Below are 20,761 nucleotides of genomic sequence, written 5' to 3'. Positions count from 1 at the left end.
AAATGAAACCCGCAACCTGGTTCAAGCCTTTTGAAACAATTGATCGCGGAAGCCGAATCACCATCCTGACCATCTGGATCGTGATGGTAGGCGGCTTTTGGGTACTGGCATCAACAGGATCAAAACACCTGTTTCCGACACCCGGACAGGTCTGTGAAGGGTTCATCTCACTTTTTAATGAGGGGCTGGTGGTGCATATCGCCAGTTCCCTTGCTCTTTGTTTTAAGGCGACCTTTTTTTCGTTGCTCATTTCTCTCCTGATCGCTTATGCATCGCCCTTGCCGTTTCTGAAACCACTCGCCGTAGCCATGAGCAGGATCAGGTACCTGCCCCTTACGGGTATCACTTTTTACCTGGCAATCCTCGTGAGTGATGCCAGGACCATGCAGGTGAGCGTACTGATGATCTTTATGAGCCTGTATTTTATCACCAGCCTGCTGGCCATGCTCAAAGACATTCCTGTTGAAGAAATTGATCATGCCCGCTCCCTTAAATGTTCCCGGTGGGAAGTGCTCTGGGAAGTCGTAATCAAAGGAAGGATAGACTATGTGATCGATATGCTTCGCCAGAACCTGGCGATCACCTGGATGATGCTGGTTACAGTCGAATCTATCCTCGTTGCTGCAGGCGGACTTGGCGTATTGATCAAGAACAGCGATAAATTCATGAACCACGGCCGGATCGTTGCCTTGCAGCTGGTAATACTTGCCGTTGGTTTGCTCCTGGACGCAGGCCTCAATGCGCTCCGGAAAGGATTCTTCCGATACTCAACTTTTTAAGCCTTGGTAATGACAGCCTACGAACAAAAACATACCCTGCTTCATGTTGATAACCTGAGCGTGGTATACGATGGAAAGACTATCATCAAAAACATCAGTTTTGAAGAAAAGGATACCGTCGTTCCGGGTCGTGAACAAGGCCAGATCATAGCCTTCCTGGGCAGATCGGGCCGTGGAAAATCGACCCTTTTCCGCACGTTGACAGGACTGGAGGCACCTACAACAGGAAGAGTACTTATTCCGGACTACAGTAAGACTGTTCACGACGGTCAGCAACCGGCTAAAATGGTTGAAGAAGGCGATGTAGGTTTTGTAAACCAGAAGTACACCCTATTCCGGCACAAAACAGTAGAACAGGCGCTTGCCTTTGCATTGAGAAGATCGCCTCTGAGTGCCACGGAAAAAGCGGAAAAGATCAATCAATACCTTGCTGACTGGGGATTGGAAAAAGTAAAGATGCAGTATCCCAATGAGTTGTCCGGTGGACAAAGACAGCGCACGGCAATTCTTGAGCAACTCCTTAATTCCGGACATTACATGGTGCTTGACGAACCATTTTCCGGACTCGACATTGGCAACATAGACAATGTGAGAAAGGCTTTCCAGCTGATCAACCGCAGCAGTGAATTGAGTACAGTTATCTTCAGTACACACGACATTGAACTTGCCGTAGAGCTGGCTGATTCCATTTATATTATAGGGTATCCCCGGGAAAACGGCAGCCCCGGTACTTCAGGAACGATCATTCGTCATTTCGATCTGAAAAAGATGGGCCTTGCGTGGAGTGAAAAGCTCAACAGCGATCACTATGATTGCATCAAGGAAATCCGGGATATTATGCTCAGCAGCTGATCCTGCCGGTCAGGAATTTACGGTCGCTGTGCTGATTTCTTTTGCAGCACCCCTTTTCGAAATCAGGTAATAGATAGGTATGCCGAGCAGGGTAATGATGAGTCCCGGCCAGGTATATTCAGGTTTAAAAATGATCAGCAGAATGCAGAAGGCCAGGCCCATCAGGATATACAATGCCGGCAATACCGGGTATCCGAATGCTTTGTAGGGACGCTCAAGATCCGGCCTTTTGCGGCGCAGGATAAAGATCCCGGCGATGGTCAGGATGTAAAAGCCCACTACCACAAAGGAGATCATGTCCAGCAATTGTCCGTATTGCCCGCTCAGGCTCCACGCTGCAGCAAAAATGCCCTGCAGCCATAGTGCAAAACCTGGTACATTATTGTCATTTAGTGTTCCCGCTTTCTTAAAGAACAGACCATCTTTGGCCATCGTGTAATATACCCTTGCGCCGGCGAGGATGAGACCGTTGTTGCAACCGAAGGTCGACACCATGATCATGACTGCAATAATATAAGTACCCGCATTGCCGAAGATTACGTGCGCTGCGCTGACAGCTACCCTGTCTTTTTCCGCCGTAGCAATTTCATGTAGCGGCAGTACCCCGGTATAGACAAAATTGGTCAGCACATAAATGATGGTGACGATCAGGGTGCCAAGGAAAAGACTCAGGCCGATATTGCGTTTAGGATTCTTAATCTCACCGGCAATAAACGTCACGTTGTTCCAGGAATCACTGCTGAATATAGATCCTACCATTGCTGCGGCAATGGCACCAAAAGCAGCGAAGGCTGTGTAGGAAGCCAGGTTGCCACCTTCACCTGATCCGTTCGTCTGAGCAGGAAATTTGTGAAGGTCCCAGGCACCCTGCCAGTTGGCATCCCAAACGGCAGTTTTAAAGGCAAATAGGCCGAAGCCAATCAATCCGAACAGGCTGAGCAATTTGGCGAGCGTGAATGTAGTCTGAATTGCCTTTCCGCTTTGAATACCCCGTGTATTAATGAAAGTCAGCAGCGCAATGATCGCGATAGACAGCAACTGTGCCGCTGAAATATTCAGCGGGCCGATGGTTGCCACAACATGATCCTCGCTCAGTGGTGGGAACAGGTAAGCCGCGAATTTGGCAAATGCTACACCAACTGCTGCAATGGTTGCCGTCTGGATCACGGAGAAAAAGCTCCAACCGTAAAGGAATCCCAGTAATGGATGATAGGCTTCCTTCAGGTAAACATATTGTCCGCCGGCACGGGGGAACATACCGCTCAGTTCACCATAGGAGAGTGCGGCCGTTATGGTCATAAACCCCGTTATCAGCCAGACGGCAATCAGCCATCCGGCGCTGCCGACATTACGGGTAATATCGGCACTCACTATAAAAATGCCGGAACCAATCATGGATCCGGCAACGATCATCGTAGCGTCAAGTAATTTGAGGGTCGGTTGAAACTGGTGCTGTGACATGCGTTAATCTTGGTGCGGGAAGATACAGCATCCTCCGGAATGCCGGTCCGCACCGTTTCTCCGGATATTGTTGAATACTGACCGGATTTTAGCTTCTATCCCAGCTTCGGCAATTTGTACCCGTTATGATAATGTGCGTCCAACAATTTGTTGGCTGCTGAACTGTCAAAATTCCCTTTTGTTTCGTTCCAGGCAAGTTTTTGACGTGTGCGGAAGGCAATATTGCCAAGCTGGCAAACCTGTGCGGTACGGCTGGCCTCCTGAATCGGGGTATGGATACTGGCTGGCTGGTTATTGCGGATGGCATCCACAAAATTCTGATGGTGGCGAACCAACGCATCGCCCTGGTCTTTCTGCATGGGAACTGCTTCCATCTTTTGCCCTTCCGGCGTAACAAACCAGCCTTCGCGATTCAATACAAGGGTTCCGTTATTACCAATAAAGGCTGTACCGTGGGTGAGGTTATAAGGACCGAGATCAATTCCTGTAGCATGTTCCCAAACCACGTTGAATTTGTCGTATTCAAATACTGCCGTCAGTGTATCCGGAGTTTCCGACGCATCATCCGGGTAAGCCATTTTGCCACCGGAAGCCATGACAGATTTGGGATAACCTGCCTTCATACCCAGCAGGGCATAATCCATCATGTGGACTCCCCAGTCGGTCATGAGACCGCCTGCATAATCCCAGAACCAACGGAAATTGAAATGAAAGCGGTTGGGATTAAAAGGTCTTGTAGGTGCCGGTCCCAGCCAACGGGTATAATCCACACCTGCCGGGACGGCAGCATCTGGCAAAACAGGTACCGGTTTCATCCATCCCATATATGCCCAGGATTTAACGGTGCGGATATTGCCAAGTTTGCCACTTTGCACAAAAGCAACAGCGTCCTGGAAATGCGGCGCACTGCGCTGCCATTGTCCCACCTGCACAAAACTCTTATACCGCGCCTGGGCTGCTTCCATGACGCGGCATTCTTCGATGGTATTGCCGCATGGCTTTTCTACATATACGTATTTCCCTGCTGCACAGGCATCCGCCATTTGAAGGCAATGCCAATGATCCGGTGTCCCGATGATCACATAGTGAACATCTTTATTGTCGAGGAGCTGGCGGTAATCCGAATAAGTCTTTACAGGAGTTTTTAATTCAGCGGCACGGCTGCTCAACACGTTGGCATCAATATCACAAAGGGCGACACATTGGGTGCCGGGAACTTTCAGGATTGCCTGGAGGTTACTCCATCCCATCCCCTTCACGCCAATAACGCCCACATTGATCTGGTCTGAAGGTGAAATGCGGCGTTGGGTAGAAGCAAACAACTCCCCGGAAAAGCCGGGAAGCAGGCTGGAACCTAATAAAAGGGTACCGGAATGGGTAAGGAACCGGCGACGGGAATTTGACATGGCGATCGTTTTATGATGGAGGCATAATTTACAAACTAATCCGGAAGTGCGCGCAACCCGTGCAAGTGGGGGGAAAAAATGCTAATTAAGTATCAATTTGCGGGCACGATGAATTAAATGTAAATGGTACATTTATTACATGAAAAGACTTTTTCTTTTAACGGTTGCTATTGCAGGAATAACTGCAGAAAGCTTTGCCCAGCAGGTGCCGGTGGATTATCCCATTCAGCCTGTACCTTTTACGCAGGTGCATTTTCATGACCAGTTCTGGGCGCCACGGATGGAAACCAACCGCCTGGTGACTATACCTTATGTGCTTGCACTGTGCAGAAAGGAAGGGCGCATCGACAATTTTCTGAAAGCCGCTGGGAAAATGCCTCCAGGAAAACTCACTGAATATCCCTTTGACGATACCGACATCTATAAACTGATTGAAGGCGCGTCTTATTCTCTCCAGGTGAAACCTGATCCCGCACTGGAAGCCTCAGTAGATACGCTCATCGCAATCATCGCAGCTGCACAGGAACCCGATGGCTACCTGTATACATTCCGCACCATGAAACCGGAAAAGCCGCATGAATGGGCAGGAACAAAACGGTGGGAGAAAGATCCCGAACTGAGCCATGAGCTGTACAACTGCGGGCACCTTTATGAAGCAGCTGCAGCACATTACCTGGCTACCGGGAAAAAAAGCATGCTCAATATTGCTACCAAAAATGCAGACCTGCTTGTTCAGGTTTTCAGTGTCGGGAAAGCACCCTGGTTCCCGGGCCACCAGGTGGTGGAAATGGGCCTCGCAAAACTGTACCGGGTAACGGGCAAAAAAGAATACCTGGAACTGGCTAAATACTTTCTTGACATCAGGGGAACGGGTGTAATACAGGGTGCTGAATATAATCAGAGTCAGCAACCCGTTACGAGCCAGCATACTGCCGTAGGGCATGCGGTGCGCGCGGCTTATATGTATACGGGTATGGCCGACGTTGCTGCCCTGACGGGAAACACGGAATATATCCATGCGATCAATGATATCTGGAAAGATGTAGCCGATCACAAACTCTATCTCACGGGTGGAATCGGCGCAACCGGCAATGGGGAAGCATTCGGGGCTGCCTATGACCTGCCCAACATGAGTGCCTATGCAGAAACCTGCGCTTCCATTGCGAATGTATACTGGAACAGCCGGATGTTTTACCTCAATGGCAACGCGCAATACGTTGACGTACTGGAGCGGATCCTGTACAATGGCTTGTTGTCTGGCATCTCGCTGTCAGGGGATAAATTTTTCTATCCCAACCCACTGGCGTCAATGGGGCAGCATCAGCGGAGCCCGTGGTTCAATTGTGCCTGCTGCATTTCGAACATGACGCGGTTTATGTCATCAGTTCCCGGCTATACCTATGCGCAGCAGGGCAATAAATTATATGTGAACCTGTATGTTGCCAGCAATGCTGATATTACCCTTCCTGCCGGAAAATTGCGCATTGGCCAGGAGACGCAGTACCCCTGGAAAGGAAAAGTAAAAATGACCATCGAACCGCAGCAGACCGCAGCTTTCAGCCTTTACCTGCGCGTACCAGGATGGGCGAAGGGCGAAGCTGTTCCGGGCTCGCTGTATGCTTTTATGGAAAACAAGCGGATACCCGTGACGGTTAGTGTGAACGGCAAATCCTTAAAACCCGTAATGGAAAAAGGTTACGCGGTCATCAACAGGTCCTGGAAGAAAGGCGACAAAGTTGAAATCGATCTGCCAATGGAAATTCAGAAGATCGTGGCAACTGATTCAGTAAAAGCCGACAGGGGCAGGTTTGCTTTGCAACGTGGTCCATTGGTCTATTGCCTGGAAGGTCCTGATAATGCAGACAGCGCTGTTCAGAATATTGTGGTGGCCAGGAATGCTGCGTTTACCACCCAGGACGCGCCAACCATGTTCAATAGTGTTGTTTTGCTGAAGGGGAAAGGTACCGCTTCCAAAAAAATGGAGAACAGCAGTGCTATCGCCAAAAGTGAACAAACGGTTACTGCCATTCCCTACTATGCCTGGAACAACCGCGGCCCATCGGAAATGGAAGTATGGATCCCCTATGTGGATTCCATGGCCCGTCCCAAACCAGCATCAACGATTGCCTCCAGGGCGAAGGCAAGCGGCTCGCTGAAGCAGACAAAAATGCTGAAAGGGCTGAATGATCAGTATGAGCCAGAAAGCTCGCAGGACCATAACAGTCTTTTCCTGCACTGGTGGCCCAATACCAAAACCCAGGAGTGGGTACAGTATGATTTTGACAAAGAATATACGGTCAGCCGGTCTGATGTCTACTGGTTTGACGATGGTCCTTTCGGTGGCTGCAGGATCCCTGCATCCTGGAAATTGTACTACCGCAATGGTGATCAGTGGATCCCGGTAAAAACAACCGGTACCTATACCGTACACAAAGACCAATATGATACCATCAGCTTTGAGCCGGTTAGAACAAACGCGCTCCGGCTGGAAGTACAGTTACCGGCAGATCACTCTGCCGGGATCCAGGAATGGAAAGTCGAATAAGTCTGATCAGGAAGCAACCTCCAGCGTGTTATGGTAATACGATTCCAGGTACTCGCTGGGGGATTTTCCAATAATGGATTTGAATACGCGGTTGAAGTTGGTAATGCTGTTAAAGCCGCAGGTATAGGCGATGGTGCTGATACTGTCCACCGCGCCATCAGTAAGTCGTTTGCAGGCTTCATGAATGCGCACTTCATTCAGAAATGACACGAACGTGTGCCTGGTTCTTTTCTTGAAATACCGACAGAATGCCTGAGGTGTCATGTGCGCTTCCTTCGCTACATCCTCGAGCGTCAGCTGGTCGGCATAGTGGTCCATGATATAGTGATAGATATGGCCCAGGCGAATGCCTTCATGTTCGGTTACACCCGCCATGTCGGTGAAAGTGGACAATTCGGTCAGTTGCTGCAGTCCGGTGAAGCAACGCAACAATTCAAGGAAGGAGATCAGTTGTTCGAGGCCGTTATCCCGGCTGATCCTGGTCATCAGGCGCGTTATGGCGCCGGTTTCTTCTTCAGGAACGGCAAAACCATTGCGATGCTTCTGTAAGAACGTTTTTATGGACCTGGCTTCCGCGAGATCCAGGAGGTACTGCAGTTTGCCATTCGGGTTGAAAAAGATCGTCATGGCCTTCACCATTTTGGCCGAGCCATCTTCAAAATAACTGGGATCGCTCTTGAATACATGCGGCTGATTCGGGGCAATACAATAAATTTCGTTTGACCGGAAGGGATGCATGTTGTTTCCTACAACTAACGTCCCTTCGCCCCGCTGGATCCAGGTCAGCTGCAATTCATCGTGGCGGTGCAGGTGCGGATAGAAAAACGGCATACTTTCCTGCTGCACGATGATGTTTTTATCTCCGGGAACCGGGATGGTGAATTGCAGTACTTTCATGGTTAAAAGTTACAGCATTTCGCTAAAATTACCATCAGCAGGTGAAAAACCGGCAACGAAGGGTTAAAATATGGTGATTAATGTTGCCTTTTTGAGTCCTCCTACCACCGCAGCAAGGCGCTGCCCCAGGTGAACCCGCTTCCAAATGCGGCCAGGCAGATAAGATCTCCCTCTTTTATGCGACCTTCCTCCCAGGCCTCACAAAGCGCCAGGGGAACAGAAGCTGCCGTAGTATTTCCATAACGCTGAATATTGTTGAACACCTGGTCATCCCGCAGGCCCAGTTTCTGTTGAACTCCCTGTGCAATCCTCAGGTTGGCCTGGTGGGGAATCAGCAGTGTAAGATCAGCCGGCTGATAACCATTGGCGTCCAGCGCCTCACAGATGACTTCAGGAAACTTGACTATCGCTTTTTTGAACACAGCCGGTCCATCCATATACGGAAAATTCTGGGCCTCTTCTACCATAGCCTTGCTCATGAACGTATCGCCGATAGCGTGGTCATCGTAGCTGGCGAAGTTGCCCCAGCGGTTGCCGTGCGTGCCTGGGTTATACATGGCCAGCTGTTCGGCACTTGCACCATCGCTGTGCAGGTGCGTACTCAGGATTCCCCTGTCCGGATCGCTCGTCGGCTGCAGGAGCACTGCACCCGCTCCGTCTCCGAATATTACAGCCACGTTCCTGCCCCGGGTTGAAAAATCTATTCCGAAAGAATGTTTCTCACTGCCGATCACCAGCACGTTTTTGTACATGCCGGCTTTGATAAACTGGTCTGCTACCGAGAGGGCATAAACGAAACCGCTGCACTGGTTGCGGATATCCAGCGCGCCGATCTCGCCGCACCCCAGTATACGTTGTACCAATACGCCGCATCCCGGAAAATAATAGTCGGGGGACAGTGTCGCAAAAATGATGAAATCCACATCAGCAGCAGTTACTCCTGCCCGGGAGAGGGCCTGGCTGGCTGCTTCTGCTCCCATGGTTGCCGTGGTTTCCCCCGTGCGGTCGGCATACCGCCGCTCCTTTATTCCAGTGCGTTCCTGGATCCATTCATCACTGGTATCCATCCATTGGGTCAGGTCATTATTGGTAAATACATTACCGGGAACATATTTACCGATTCCAGCGATGCGGGTGCGCGGCATAGCAATCATTTTGACCATAAAATTAGTTGCAAAATGGTTGTATTTTGTACGAATCCATGAGGAGCTTCCTTTATCGCCATAACGAGGTCAGCATCTGGCTTACAGCTTTGCTGTTACTGTTCTTTGCTGTAGATCCTTCCCGCGACCAGACTTCGCTTTGCCTGTTTCACTGGCTGGGCTGGCAGCATTGTCCCGGCTGTGGTCTCGGAAAAAGCATGCATGCCGCCATGCACGGCGCATTTCGTCAATCCTGGCATTACCATTATTTCGGTATTCCGGCAGTGCTGATTATTGGCGCGAGAATTATATCTTTAATGATAACCCATAAAATATCCCTACATGAACAATTACCTGATGGGCCTGCCGGACCTGCAACCTGAGGAATTGGCGGGTATCAAGGAACTGACCGGAAAAATGACGGAATCACAACAGCAGCAGTTTTTCATGCTGTATGGAGGAAAACGTAAAAAGCCACAGGAGATCCTGCTGCTCACCTGCCTCGGTTTCGTAGTAGTGGCCGGTATCCAGCGGTTCGTATTGGGTCAGGTAGGAATGGGCATCCTGTATCTGTTAACCGGCGGACTTTGCCTGATCGGAACGATAGTCGATGTAGTCAACTACAAAAAGCTGGCAACAGACTACAACCTCGAACAGATGTATGAATCTGCGCGCATGGTGGGGAACTGATTGACATGGTCAATCGTGCCGCGGTAACTTCAATTTTTTGTCCAGGAAAGTGGAAATGACTTTTTCCACGCCTTCCGCGTCAGCGGATTTGAAAGGTGATGCAATAACATGATTGCCTGTCAGGGGCATGGCATGTTCTTCCTTGAATTCCGCCGGTGTTGCGATCTGGCTGAACATCTTTTTCATGGCAGATACCTTCACCACATCATCCTGGTTTTTCTCGTCCCTGTAATAGTACAGCAACAAAGCTGGCTGTTTCACTTTCTCAAAAGTCTCCGGTACCATGCTGGTCTCAAGCATCTCCTCCAGGTTTACGGCGGCTTCGAGCCGGTAATGATAATTCCAGTATTGTTTGTACATCGGTCGGTTGTCCGAGGCCGTACGGTAATTACCTCCGGTCACCAGCCGTGCGATCTGTAGTCCCCACGGATTATTGAGGATCCAGGCATTGGGATCATTGATGGCAATATTGGGACTCATCAGGATAAGCGCTGAAACCAGCTGGGGATATGCTGCTGCCAGTTGGATTGCATTTGTTGCTCCGGTACTGGTGCCCATTAGAATGACTTTTCGTCCAAGTCTCATGCCCACTGCCAGGGCGTCCTTTGCAGATTCCCAATATTTATCGGTGGTCAGATTCAGCAATTGTTCCGAGGTATCGATACCATGTTCAGCCAGCCTTGCCAGGTAGAGATTTGCTCCGAACTGCCGGGCAATATGTTCATGCGTAGGAGCGCCCTCAAATTGTGATGCGGAGAAACCATGCAGGTAAACGATGGAATATTCGGTTGGCCGGCGCAGTGAGTCGAACCACACGATCCTTGCTTCATTGTCAGGTTTGATCTGATGGGCGCGGTCCATCGCCGCCACATATTGTTCGAGGTCAGTTGCATCAGCAGGAGCAACAGGCAGGGCAGGGGAATATTTCGGCTTATCGGGATGCGGGCCTGCCAGGTAAACGAGCGCAATCAGCAGTACTACCGCCAGCCACCTATATTTTCGCATAGCTGTGTCAGTTATAGTCGGATATCCACCACCCTTTTTTCCAGCCGGCTCAGCTCGGCTGCAAAGCCCATCAGGTGACTTTCGATGGAGGCATCAATAGTTGAAGTTAATAGTCCCGGATCATTTTTGGAAACGGCCTGGATAAAATCCGCCATCAGGCGCCAGTCGCCCCCGCCATGTTTGTCCGTCTTTTCAATCCAGTGCTCTTTCTTATTACTCTTGTAATGGGTGATATTGAATTCCGTCATGTCACCCACTATGTCTCCATGACTGCCCATGATCCTGGTTCGGCGGCCTTCATAGGAAGTAAACGCCTGCATGGAAAAACTGACCGTCGTATTGTCTTCGAACAGGATATTGCTGACATAATGATCCGGCTGATCATTGTCCATCCGGTAAACACACCGGCCATAATCTGTCGTTTTCAGTTGTTCCAGGATAAAGGCAGGTTGTTCTTCTTTGAGTTGGGGAAGGTCGAAAACATAATTCCTTTTCCTGTCGCGGTAATAGATCTGGATGGCCGAGTACGGACAGTTCTTTTCTACAGCGCAGCCATCGGTGCATCGGGACGTGCTTCCCGCCGGGGCATTTTCTTTCCGGAACCACGACAGGTGCCCGAAAGCGTGGATCGCAAGGCTGGGCTTGCCGATCAGCCAGCGCAGGATGTCCATGTCGTGACTCGATTTGGCCAGGATAATAGGCGCTGAACGTTCGCTGTTGTGCCAGTTGCCCCGAACATAGGAATGGCTCATGTGCACGTATTCTATCGGCTCTAGGTGCTGGATACTGACCACCCGTCCAATGGCATCTGCCGCCAGCAGGCTTTTCAGTTGCTGGAAATAGGGCGCGTAACGCAATACATGGCAAACAGCAAGTATGCCTTTAAAATGGCGGCTTCTTGCGAGGATGTCGCGACACTCCGATTCACTGGGACTGATCGGCTTTTCAAGCAGGATATGATACCCCGCTTCCATCGCAGCAATACAGGGACCATAGTGAAGGTGGTCGGGGTTGGAAATAATAACGGCATCAGCAATTTTTGCAAGGCTAAATACCTCCTTCCAATCGGTAAAACAGGCAGAGAAGTCAAGCTGATGCTGTTGGGCAAACCGGAGACGGCGGATCGCATTGGGCTCTGCAACACCCACGATCTTCAGCTGATCGGGAAACCGGATGGCATAGTTCCCATAGATTTTACCCCGTTTTCCGGCTCCGATAATGATGGCGGTTACCGGCCGGGGCACAGGCCGGAGATTGTCCGGCAATAAAATCGGATCGGCATCTTCATTTTCTATCTCGTATAAGGAAACCTGTGAGGGTTCTCCGCCTCTGTGACTCCACCTTTTCTCCATAGGCTAATTTACTAACAATGAATGCTTAGCATTGCCCCAAATCTTGTTAAATTCACGAAAACCCAAGGCCTGCATGACCACCAGCCGATCCGACCGTTTCCCTGCCCTGGATATTTTCCGCGGCATGACCATCTGCTTCATGATCATTGTCAATACCCCGGGAAACGGTGGAAATACGTTTTCTCCCCTGCTCCACGCGCACTGGCACGGTTTCACCCCCACTGACCTGGTATTTCCTTCATTCCTGTTTGCCGTGGGCAATGCGATGGCTTTCGTGATGCCGAAATGGGAAAGCCTGCCTGCCGGCACAGTTACCGCTAAGATTCTGAAACGCACCGCGATCATATTCCTGCTGGGATTCCTGATGTACTGGTTTCCATTTGTAAAAAGAGGTGATGCAGGTTACTATTTGTCCCCCTTTGTTGAAACACGGGTATTCGGGGTGCTGCAACGGATAGCGCTTTGCTATGGTGCCGCTGCATTGATGATTTATTTCCTGAAACCTAAACTTGCCGCCTGGCTGGCAGTGGCGTTGCTTTTTCTGTACTGGGGCTGCCTTTACTGGTTTGCCGGTCCGGGTGATCCGCTGAGCCTGGAAGGAAATGCCGTGCTCAGGATTGACCGCTGGCTACTGGGCGAAAAGCATCTGTATCACGGGGAAGGACTTGCTTTTGACCCTGAAGGACTGCTCAGTACCCTGCCTGCTATTGCCAATGTGATCGGGGGGTACCTGGCGGGAAACTGGATCCGGCGCAACGGCATCAACTGGGAAACGGTTGGCAAGCTGTTGCTGGCGGGAGTGGGACTGGTTTTCCTGGCATGGTGGTGGAATTTTTTCCTGCCGGTGAATAAAAAGCTGTGGACCAGCTCCTTTGTGTTGCTGACGGGGGGGCTGGATTGTATTATCCTTTGCGGCATTATATATGCCGTTGATTTCCGGAATATCACGGTGGGAAAGCAGTTTTTCACCGTTTTCGGGAAGAACCCGCTGATCATTTACCTGCTTTCAGAGATCCTGGCTATTATTTTGTATTTTGTACAGACGAATGAAGGCGTTTCCCTGTATGAAAGCATCTACCGGAATGGATTTTCATGGATTGGTGGAAAAACATCCTCGCTGGCTTTTGCCCTGGTTTTTATGTTAACCTGCTGGCTAGCAGGATGGTGGATGGACCGGCGCAGAATCTATATCCGGGTATAACATTTTCTTTATCTCCGATCGCTTGCCGCCCGGCCATTTTGGCGTACCTTTGCGCGCCGATGGCAACCGCCTTCAGGCAGAAAGCGTTATGGATATCAGAAATATAGCAATCATTGCACACGTTGACCATGGTAAGACAACCCTGGTTGACAGAATCCTGCACACCACGAAAGTGTTCCGGGATAATCAGGAAACGGGCGAGCTGATCATGGACAGCAACGACCTTGAGCGGGAGCGTGGTATCACCATCTTCAGTAAAAATGCTGCGGTTACCTATAAAGACGTCAAGATCAATGTGATTGATACTCCGGGCCACGCCGACTTCGGTGGTGAGGTAGAAAGGGTATTGAAAATGGCAGACGGTGTGATCCTGCTGGTGGATGCCTTTGAAGGTCCCATGCCGCAGACCCGTTTCGTACTGCAGAAAGCACTTCAGCTTAACCTGAAACCGATCGTGGTGATCAATAAGGTTGACAAACCGAACTGCCGCCCCGATGAAGTGCACGACGCTGTATTTGAACTTTTTTTCAACCTCGATGCCAGCGAAGAGCAGCTCAACTTCCCCACCTATTACGGCAGCGGAAAGAACGGCTGGTTCAACGATAGCCTTACACCGGTGGAAGATATTACACCGCTGATGGATGGCATCCTGAAATATGTACCCGAGCCGAAAGTAACGGAGGGTACCCTGCAGATGCAGATCACTTCATTGGATTATTCTTCCTTCCTTGGGCGGATCGCTGTGGGTAAAGTAACCCGTGGCTCTATCAAGGAAAACCAACCGATCGCACTGATGCAGGCTGACGGCACTGTGAAAAAACAAAGGGTGAAAGAACTCTATGTTTTTGAAGGCATGGGCAAACGTAAAGTGACTGAGGTAATGGCCGGTGATCTTTGTGCAGTAGTTGGTCTCGAAGGATTCAATATCGGTGACACGATCTCCGACCAGGAGAATATGGAAGCACTTCCCGTGATCAGCGTGGATGAGCCGACCATGAACATGTTGTTCAGCATCAATAACTCTCCGTTTTATGGAAAGGATGGCAAGTTTGTGACTTCCCGTCACCTTCGTGACCGCCTGATGAAAGAAACAGAAAAGAATCTGGCACTTCGGGTATTCGATACCGATAGCGGTGACAGCTTCCAGGTATATGGACGTGGTATCCTGCACCTCGGTGTATTGATCGAAACGATGCGCCGCGAGGGATACGAACTGACTGTGGGTCAACCCCAGGTAATCGTGAAGCACATTGATGGAAAGCGCCATGAGCCGTATGAAAACCTCGTGGTGGACGTACCGCAGGAGTTCGCCAGCAAAGTGATCGACCTGGTTACCCGCCGTAAGGGAGAAATGCTGGTAATGGAAACCAAGGGTGAAATGCAGCACCTGGAATTTGAAATTCCTTCCCGTGGACTGATCGGTCTGAGAACGCAGATGCTGACGGCTACTACCGGTGAAGCGGTGATGAACCACCGGTTTACGGAATACAAAGGGTGGAAAGGTTCCATTCCGGGCCGTAACAACGGCGTGCTGATCTCCAAGAATACAGAAAAGACTACCGGTTATTCCATTGACAAGCTCCAGGACCGCGGAACATTCTTTGTAGATCCGGGAGAAGACATTTATGCGGGACAAATCGTGGCGGAGAACATTAAGCCTGGTGATCTCGTGGTGAATGTTACGGAAGGAAAGAAACTGACCAACCACCGCGCCAGCGGCAGTGATGATGCTACCCGGATTGCTCCGAAGACCCTGATGACACTGGAAGAGTGTATGGAATATATCCAGCACGATGAGTGTATCGAAGTAACGCCCAATTTTATCCGGATGAGAAAGATCTACCTGGATGAGAATGAGCGGAACCGTTTCCAGAAGATGCTGAAAGCTGACGTAGAAGCGTAATTGTAATTAGCAGATTTGAATAGTGAGCTGCTCCTGGAAGGGAGCAGCTTTTTTTATGTAAACCAGGTGCCAACCATGTGCAAAACAAGTTCCGTCCATAGGCAAACACCCCCCTTCGCACATAGGTGGCACATGGATTGAGCCTGGTCGGAACCTGGTAAGCGCATCAGACCCTAACTTAAACCGGTCCTATAACACTTTTCACCCCTTGCAGTACATTGCTACCCGCCATATATCCAATATTCTGGCATATAAGTTGTTAGGCAGGGTCTGTTGATTAAAATCACTTTGCATTAATATGCAGCCTTATGCGTGTATATGCAATAAATAGTAGAAAACCCTTAGGGATGACTATGGTAAATCCGAAAGGCTGCCTTTCGGGTGGCATCTTAAGGAATACTTCCAAATGGCTGAATTCAGGGATGAAAGGAGCATATTAAGGGACTACGGCAATTTCTGGCAAAAGTGATGGTTTTCTTTTTGCCACTGTCGTGTAAAATGGACATACCTGCGGTTTTATGCAGATAATTTTCACTTTTCTAAAGAACTTATCATGTAGATTAAGAACGAGATATATATATTGAAAAAATTCTTATGTGTTTTTTTATCCGGTACTTGCGGTTATTATTGTTTTTATGGTATTTTAACATTTAGTTAGGTTAAAGCTCGGTTAACAATCCCATTAGCCCTTCTTTACCTATTTCATTTTATTAACACCAAAACTAACACATGAGAAAGATCTCGCTCCTTGGCGTATTCCTATGCGCCGGAATGTTGGTATTCGGGCAAGCCAGCAAAATTTCTGGCAAAGTCTACGACGGAAAAGGCAGCCCGATTCCATTCGCCACCATCAAGATCAAGGGGAAGACCACAGCGACAACCGCTGACAACAACGGTTCCTTCATTATTAATGCGGAACCAACAGATGTACTGATCGTGACCTCTATCGGTTACGACAAACAGGAAATTACGCTGGAAGGCAAAAACTCTGTGATTTTAACCATGTCACAGAACAAACAACTGGAAGAAGTGGTGGTAACCGCACAGGGAATCCGCCGCCGCCCACGGGAGCTTGGCTACTCTGTAGCAAAAGTTTCCAATGAAGACCTTCGCGTTGGTCGCTCGCCCCAACTGGCACAGAGCCTTTCGGGAAAAGTTTCCGGTCTGGCGGTGTACAACGTGAACAACAGCGTGGATCCGCAGGTAAAGATCACCCTCCGCGGCTACCGTTCTATTTCCGGTAACAACGACGCCCTTGTGGTAATCGACGGTTTGCCGATGCCTCCGGGTTCTTCCACCATGCTGAACATTCTTAACCCGAATGATATCGAAAGCGTCTCCATCCTGAAAGGGGGCCAGGCAGCAACGCTGTATGGTTCCGCAGGAGTAAACGGTGCGTTGGTAATCACCACCAAAAAAGGCGGTAAGGGAAAACTGCAGGTGACTTACAGCAATAGCACAAACGTGGAAGAAATCAGCTTTCTTCCTGACTTTCAGGACAAATATGGCAGTGGTTCGCACTATGCTGCTTCTTTCGGTAGTGCGGGCTGGAAGCCTGACTATCTCGACAGGATGAAAGACAACTGGCGCTCTTACGAAAACCAGCAATACGGTGACGCCTATGACGGTTCTATCCGTCCCGCCGGTCGTGTGCTGGAAGATGGCAGCGTGCTGGAACTGCCCTATTCTCCGATTGATAATATCCGCAGGAAAATTTGGGACAGGGGTTATAACATGAACAACCAGGTTTCCTTCAGCGGCGGCAGCGACCTGACAACGTTCTTCATGAGCCTGGAAAACAATATCATGAAAGGTGTTGTGCCGGGTGATCAGAGCAAGCGTACCGGTGTACGTATGGCCGCCAAAACAGAAATGGGCAGACTCTCTGCCGGTTTCAATGCTGCATATGTGCAGGCCAACTACGACCGTACTACTTTTGACTTCTACAACGAAATGATCAACCAGGCAGCGCACATTCCATTGGATGAAATGCGCGACTGGAAAAACAACAAGTTTGCAAGTCCCAACGCCTACTACAACGACTATTTTACCAACCCGTATCACAGGCTGGACAATGACCGCCAGAAGTACCAGGATAATAACGTAACCGGAAACATCGAGCTGAACTACAAAGTTTCCAGCTGGTTGAACCTCTACAACAAGCTTGGTGTGATGAGCAACAACCGTACTCGGAAAAATACCGTTGGTAAGTTCCTGTACAGCTCCTGGGCCAAGAACAGCGCCTATGTGCCCGAACCCTGGGATCAGGACGATGGTGAAGGTATTACCCGCACGCTGTCTGACCTGCTGGGTAGCACCTATGATGCCTCCACCAAGGAAACCGTTATCAACAACGAATTCCAGGCACAGTTCAACAAAGACTTTGGTGATTTTGGCATTAAAGGCCTCGTGGGTTACAGCACCTACGAGCGCAAAACCAAGTTCATTGAAATTGGTTCCAATTCCGTTGTGGTTCCCGACATCTATAACGTAGGTAACCGTCAGGGTGCACTGGTTGGTGGTGAAAACAACACCAACTACAGGAAATATGGCTACTATGTGGATGCGACTGCAGGCTGGAAAGATATGGTGTTCCTGCACGGTTCATTCCGCTACGACTACTCTTCTCTTTTCTACAAAGCTGATCGTCCCACCGATCTCTATGCTTATCCCAGTGCCGGTATGGACGCATCTGTTATCCTGACAGAGTTGCTTCCGGTCCTCAAATCCAATATCCTTGGATATGCTAAACTGCGTGCCGGCTACAACACCAATGGAAACGATAACATTAACAATGATACCCCCTATCCACTTGATCTCATTTACTCCAACGCGCCAGGCTTTCCTTACAATAGCGTTGTTGGTATTACCCGGGGTGACGTGCTGCCAGATCCGAACCTGAAACCGGAGACCATCAACTCTTTTGAAGTGGGTGGCGAATTCCAGTTCCTCAACAACCGGATCAGCCTTGATGCGACTTATTACACTGCAAACAGTAAGAACTCTATCCTCACCGTTAAGGTTCCGAACAGTACTGCTTACAATAACCTCCGCCTTAATGTCGGCGAAACGAAAAACTGGGGTTACGAACTTGACCTGAAATTACAGGCAATACGCGCTGTTAATTTTGACTGGGACCTGAACTTCCGTTATTCTTTCAATGATAATGAAGTGATCAAGCTGTATCCTGGTGTGGATGAATTCAGCTATGGTGGGTATGCATACGCGTCTTCCAACGTAGCAGTAGGGCAGGCATTCCCCTTTGTTAAAGCAGTTAGCTATATCCGCGATCCGGCTACCAACAAGATCGTGGTAAGCAAGGCGAATGGCTATCCTGCAACCAATGGACCGCTTAAAAACCTGGGCCGCGCTATCCCCAAGCATATCCTTGGTGCTGGTACAAGAGTTCGTTACAAAGACCTCACCCTTACTGCCAACTTCGAATATCGCGGTGGCAACGTGATGTACAGCGACCTCGGACGCCAGATGACCTTCACTGGTTCCGGCGGCTGGACCGAACAGCGTGAACCATTCGTAGTTCCCAATTCCGTATATGATGACGGAACTGGTAAATATGTTGAGAATACTGATGTGAAAGTGGCAGAAGCGGAATACTCCTACTGGGTGGACCGTTATCGCCTGATCGCTGAGAACTTCACCGTTCCTGCATGGTTCATCAAGCTGCGTGATATCAACGTTACTTATAATTTCAGCCCGAAACTGGTGGCCAAAACAGGATTCCTCAGTGGTGCCTCCCTCGGCCTTTTTGGCCGTAACCTGATCACCATCGTTGACAGCGAGAATCAGTTTACTGATCCTGAATACAGCTTCACAACCGGTAACGGTCTTGGTATCAACAACACCCTGCAGACTCCCCCGGTTCGCCAATATGGTTTCAACCTGAACATCACATTCAAATAATCTAAACAAGCGAATAATGAAACTGAAATATATAGTACCGGTCGCCCTGCTTGGATTAGCTTCGGCGGGTTGCACGAAAAATTGGCTGGATATCAACCAGAACCCGAACCAGCTGCCGACCTCAACACCCGACTTCGTTTTGGCCAGCGGCATCAACCGCACGGTAGCAACCGTTACACCAAATGAAACAGGGTCTTACTGGTCAGCGCAATGGACACAGTCCAACACCTATATCATCAATGGTCCGATTTTCCAGTATATCATCAACAACACCAATTTCAACTATTGGGACGGTTACTACGATATCCTGGGTGATTTCCAGTACGCCATTGACAATGCCGACGGTATGGGTCAGCCTTTCGTAAAAGGTCCGGCCAAAATCATGCAGGCCTATATTTTCCAGCAACTGACCGATCTTTATGGAAACATTCCTTTCACTGACGCGCTCAAAGGAACCGGTGCACTGACGCCTTCCTTCGACGATCAGAAAGATGTTTACAAAGGACTTATCACCCTGCTGGACAATGCACTGGCTGATATCGCAGCCAATCCTGAATTCCTCAACTCCAGCAAATCATCCGATCTCGTGTTTGGTGGTAACCTCACCAGCTGGGTACAATTTGCCAATAGCCTGAAGCTGCGCATTCTCATCCGTCAGAGCCGCGTAGCTGATTTGCAGGGTTATATTGAAACGGAACTTGCAAAAGTTGCAGCTGATCCAGTTGGCGTTTTGGGTGCTGCAATGGACGTAACCAGTTCTCCCGGTTACCTGGGAAGCACTGGGCAAACCAACCCGTTGTATGACTATATCGGCTACGATGCGAATGGAACCATTCGTCCCTACGCACGTTTCCCCCGTCCGACCACCTTCCTCTTTGACAACCTCGTAGCAACCAATGACACTTTCCGCCTGAAAAGACTGGCCTATGCCAAAGGCGGCGAAGACGGTGGCAATCCTGGTAAAAGCAAAGTGGAAGAAGTTCTTGCCAATTATGCCGCTGTGCCTTATGGCATCTCTTCCGGCTACCTGTCTCAGAACACTTCTTACATAGGACCATCTGTTATTATACGGAACCAGTTCAACAAGCGCATGATGCTTATGACCGCTGCAGAAAGTTTCTTCCTGCTTGCTGAAGCCAAGCAAAGATTCCCTTCCGTCAGTTTCCCGGCACTGGTTACCGATGGTACTGCCAAAGGTTTCTATGAGCAGGGGGTGAAGGAATCCTTCCGTTTAACAGGAACACTCTCTGCCTACGGCCTCGACAAAGCCGATGTGCTGTTGCACAGCGGAAAAGACCTGGCCGACTGGGAAGCATCTCCTGACAAGCTGAAAGCCATCTGGATGCAGAAATGGATCGCGCTCACCAACTTCAGTGGACTTGAATCATGGTCAGAATTCCGCCGTACGGGGTTCCCTGTGATCCCGAAATCAGCCGCCGCCGCAGTTGACGCCGTTCCGCCGGTTCGGATCTTCTATCCCAGTACCGAACTGGGTTCCAATACCGCGAATGTGAAGGCACAGGGTGATATCAACATATTCACCGACCGCCTCTTCTGGGATGTCGACTAATTCTTCCGGGTATTTTTCTAAGACTGATAGAGAAAAA

15 protein-coding genes are annotated in these 20,761 nt (G+C 49.7%); 9 read left to right on the top strand and 6 right to left on the bottom strand.

The window, feature by feature from the left end:
- Positions 1-2: 2 nt before the first annotated feature.
- A complete protein-coding gene (locus FPE01S_RS05800; protein ID WP_046367869.1) occupies positions 3-779 on the top strand; it encodes an ABC transporter permease in 777 nt (258 codons plus the stop codon).
- A 9-nt stretch (positions 780-788) separates the two neighbouring features.
- Positions 789-1,631 (top strand): ATP-binding cassette domain-containing protein, encoded by an 843-nt coding sequence (locus FPE01S_RS05795; protein WP_046367868.1) that lies wholly within the window; start codon positions 789-791, stop codon positions 1,629-1,631.
- 9 nt (positions 1,632-1,640) lie between these two features.
- Here FPE01S_RS05795 and FPE01S_RS05790 read toward each other — a convergent pair whose 3' ends face one another.
- On the bottom strand, positions 1,641-3,092 hold the full coding sequence (locus FPE01S_RS05790) for an APC family permease (protein WP_046367867.1): 1,452 nt from the start codon (positions 3,090-3,092) through the stop codon (positions 1,641-1,643).
- 95 nt (positions 3,093-3,187) lie between these two features.
- Positions 3,188-4,498: a Gfo/Idh/MocA family protein gene (locus FPE01S_RS05785; protein WP_046367866.1), complete on the bottom strand. Its 1,311-nt coding sequence runs from the start codon at positions 4,496-4,498 to the stop codon at positions 3,188-3,190.
- A 139-nt stretch (positions 4,499-4,637) separates the two neighbouring features.
- On the opposite strand from FPE01S_RS05785, the gene FPE01S_RS05780 reads away from it, so the two are divergent.
- Positions 4,638-7,043: a glycoside hydrolase family 127 protein gene (locus FPE01S_RS05780; protein ID WP_046367865.1), complete on the top strand. Its 2,406-nt coding sequence runs from the start codon at positions 4,638-4,640 to the stop codon at positions 7,041-7,043.
- A gap of 6 nt (positions 7,044-7,049) precedes the next feature.
- Here the strand turns inward: FPE01S_RS05780 and FPE01S_RS05775 are convergent, their stop codons facing one another.
- Together FPE01S_RS05775 and FPE01S_RS05770 are read right to left on the bottom strand one after the other, a co-directional pair.
- Positions 7,050-7,940 carry a helix-turn-helix domain-containing protein gene (locus tag FPE01S_RS05775; protein ID WP_046367864.1) on the bottom strand — a complete coding sequence of 297 codons (891 nt, stop codon included), beginning with the start codon at positions 7,938-7,940 and terminating at the stop codon, positions 7,050-7,052.
- Between the two features lie 101 nt (positions 7,941-8,041).
- A complete protein-coding gene (locus tag FPE01S_RS05770; protein ID WP_046368694.1) occupies positions 8,042-9,085 on the bottom strand; it encodes a 3-oxoacyl-ACP synthase III family protein in 1,044 nt (347 codons plus the stop codon).
- Between the two features lie 56 nt (positions 9,086-9,141).
- Here FPE01S_RS05770 and FPE01S_RS25365 point away from each other — a divergent pair, with 56 nt between their 5' ends.
- Together FPE01S_RS25365 and FPE01S_RS05765 are read left to right on the top strand one after the other, a co-directional pair.
- Positions 9,142-9,465, top strand: coding sequence for a DUF2752 domain-containing protein (locus FPE01S_RS25365; protein ID WP_072053956.1), 324 nt, complete (start codon positions 9,142-9,144; stop codon positions 9,463-9,465).
- Entirely contained in the window at positions 9,425-9,772 is a 348-nt protein-coding gene (locus FPE01S_RS05765) for a TM2 domain-containing protein (protein WP_046367863.1), read from the top strand. The genes FPE01S_RS25365 and FPE01S_RS05765 overlap by 41 nt, the downstream gene beginning before the upstream one ends.
- A 9-nt stretch (positions 9,773-9,781) precedes the next feature.
- Here FPE01S_RS05765 and FPE01S_RS05760 read toward each other — a convergent pair whose 3' ends face one another.
- Together FPE01S_RS05760 and FPE01S_RS05755 are read right to left on the bottom strand one after the other, a co-directional pair.
- On the bottom strand, positions 9,782-10,777 hold the full coding sequence (locus FPE01S_RS05760) for an alpha/beta hydrolase (RefSeq protein ID WP_046367862.1): 996 nt from the start codon (positions 10,775-10,777) through the stop codon (positions 9,782-9,784).
- A gap of 11 nt (positions 10,778-10,788) precedes the next feature.
- The gene (locus FPE01S_RS05755; RefSeq protein WP_083990139.1) at positions 10,789-12,129 is read right to left on the bottom strand and encodes a Gfo/Idh/MocA family protein; all 1,341 of its coding nucleotides are present in this window, start codon (positions 12,127-12,129) and stop codon (positions 10,789-10,791) included.
- Positions 12,130-12,202: 73 nt separating this feature from the next.
- Here FPE01S_RS05755 and FPE01S_RS05750 point away from each other — a divergent pair, with 73 nt between their 5' ends.
- From FPE01S_RS05750 to FPE01S_RS05735, 4 genes are all read left to right on the top strand, one after another.
- Complete coding sequence (locus FPE01S_RS05750; RefSeq protein ID WP_046367861.1) at positions 12,203-13,330, top strand: acyltransferase family protein; 1,128 nt, start codon at positions 12,203-12,205, stop codon at positions 13,328-13,330.
- A gap of 88 nt (positions 13,331-13,418) precedes the next feature.
- Complete coding sequence (gene typA, locus FPE01S_RS05745) at positions 13,419-15,233, top strand: translational GTPase TypA (protein WP_046368692.1); 1,815 nt, start codon at positions 13,419-13,421, stop codon at positions 15,231-15,233.
- Positions 15,234-15,962: 729 nt separating this feature from the next.
- Entirely contained in the window at positions 15,963-19,154 is a 3,192-nt protein-coding gene (locus tag FPE01S_RS05740; RefSeq protein ID WP_046367860.1) for a SusC/RagA family TonB-linked outer membrane protein, read from the top strand.
- A 16-nt stretch (positions 19,155-19,170) separates the two neighbouring features.
- A complete protein-coding gene (locus FPE01S_RS05735; protein WP_046367859.1) occupies positions 19,171-20,724 on the top strand; it encodes a SusD/RagB family nutrient-binding outer membrane lipoprotein in 1,554 nt (517 codons plus the stop codon).
- Positions 20,725-20,761 lie beyond the last annotated feature (37 nt).

Source organism: Flavihumibacter petaseus NBRC 106054 (assembly GCF_000974785.1).
Classification (GTDB): Bacteria; Bacteroidota; Bacteroidia; order Chitinophagales; family Chitinophagaceae; genus Flavihumibacter; species Flavihumibacter petaseus.
The sequence above is the reverse complement of the archived record's forward strand: the minus strand, read 5'-3'. Positions and strand labels throughout refer to the sequence as shown.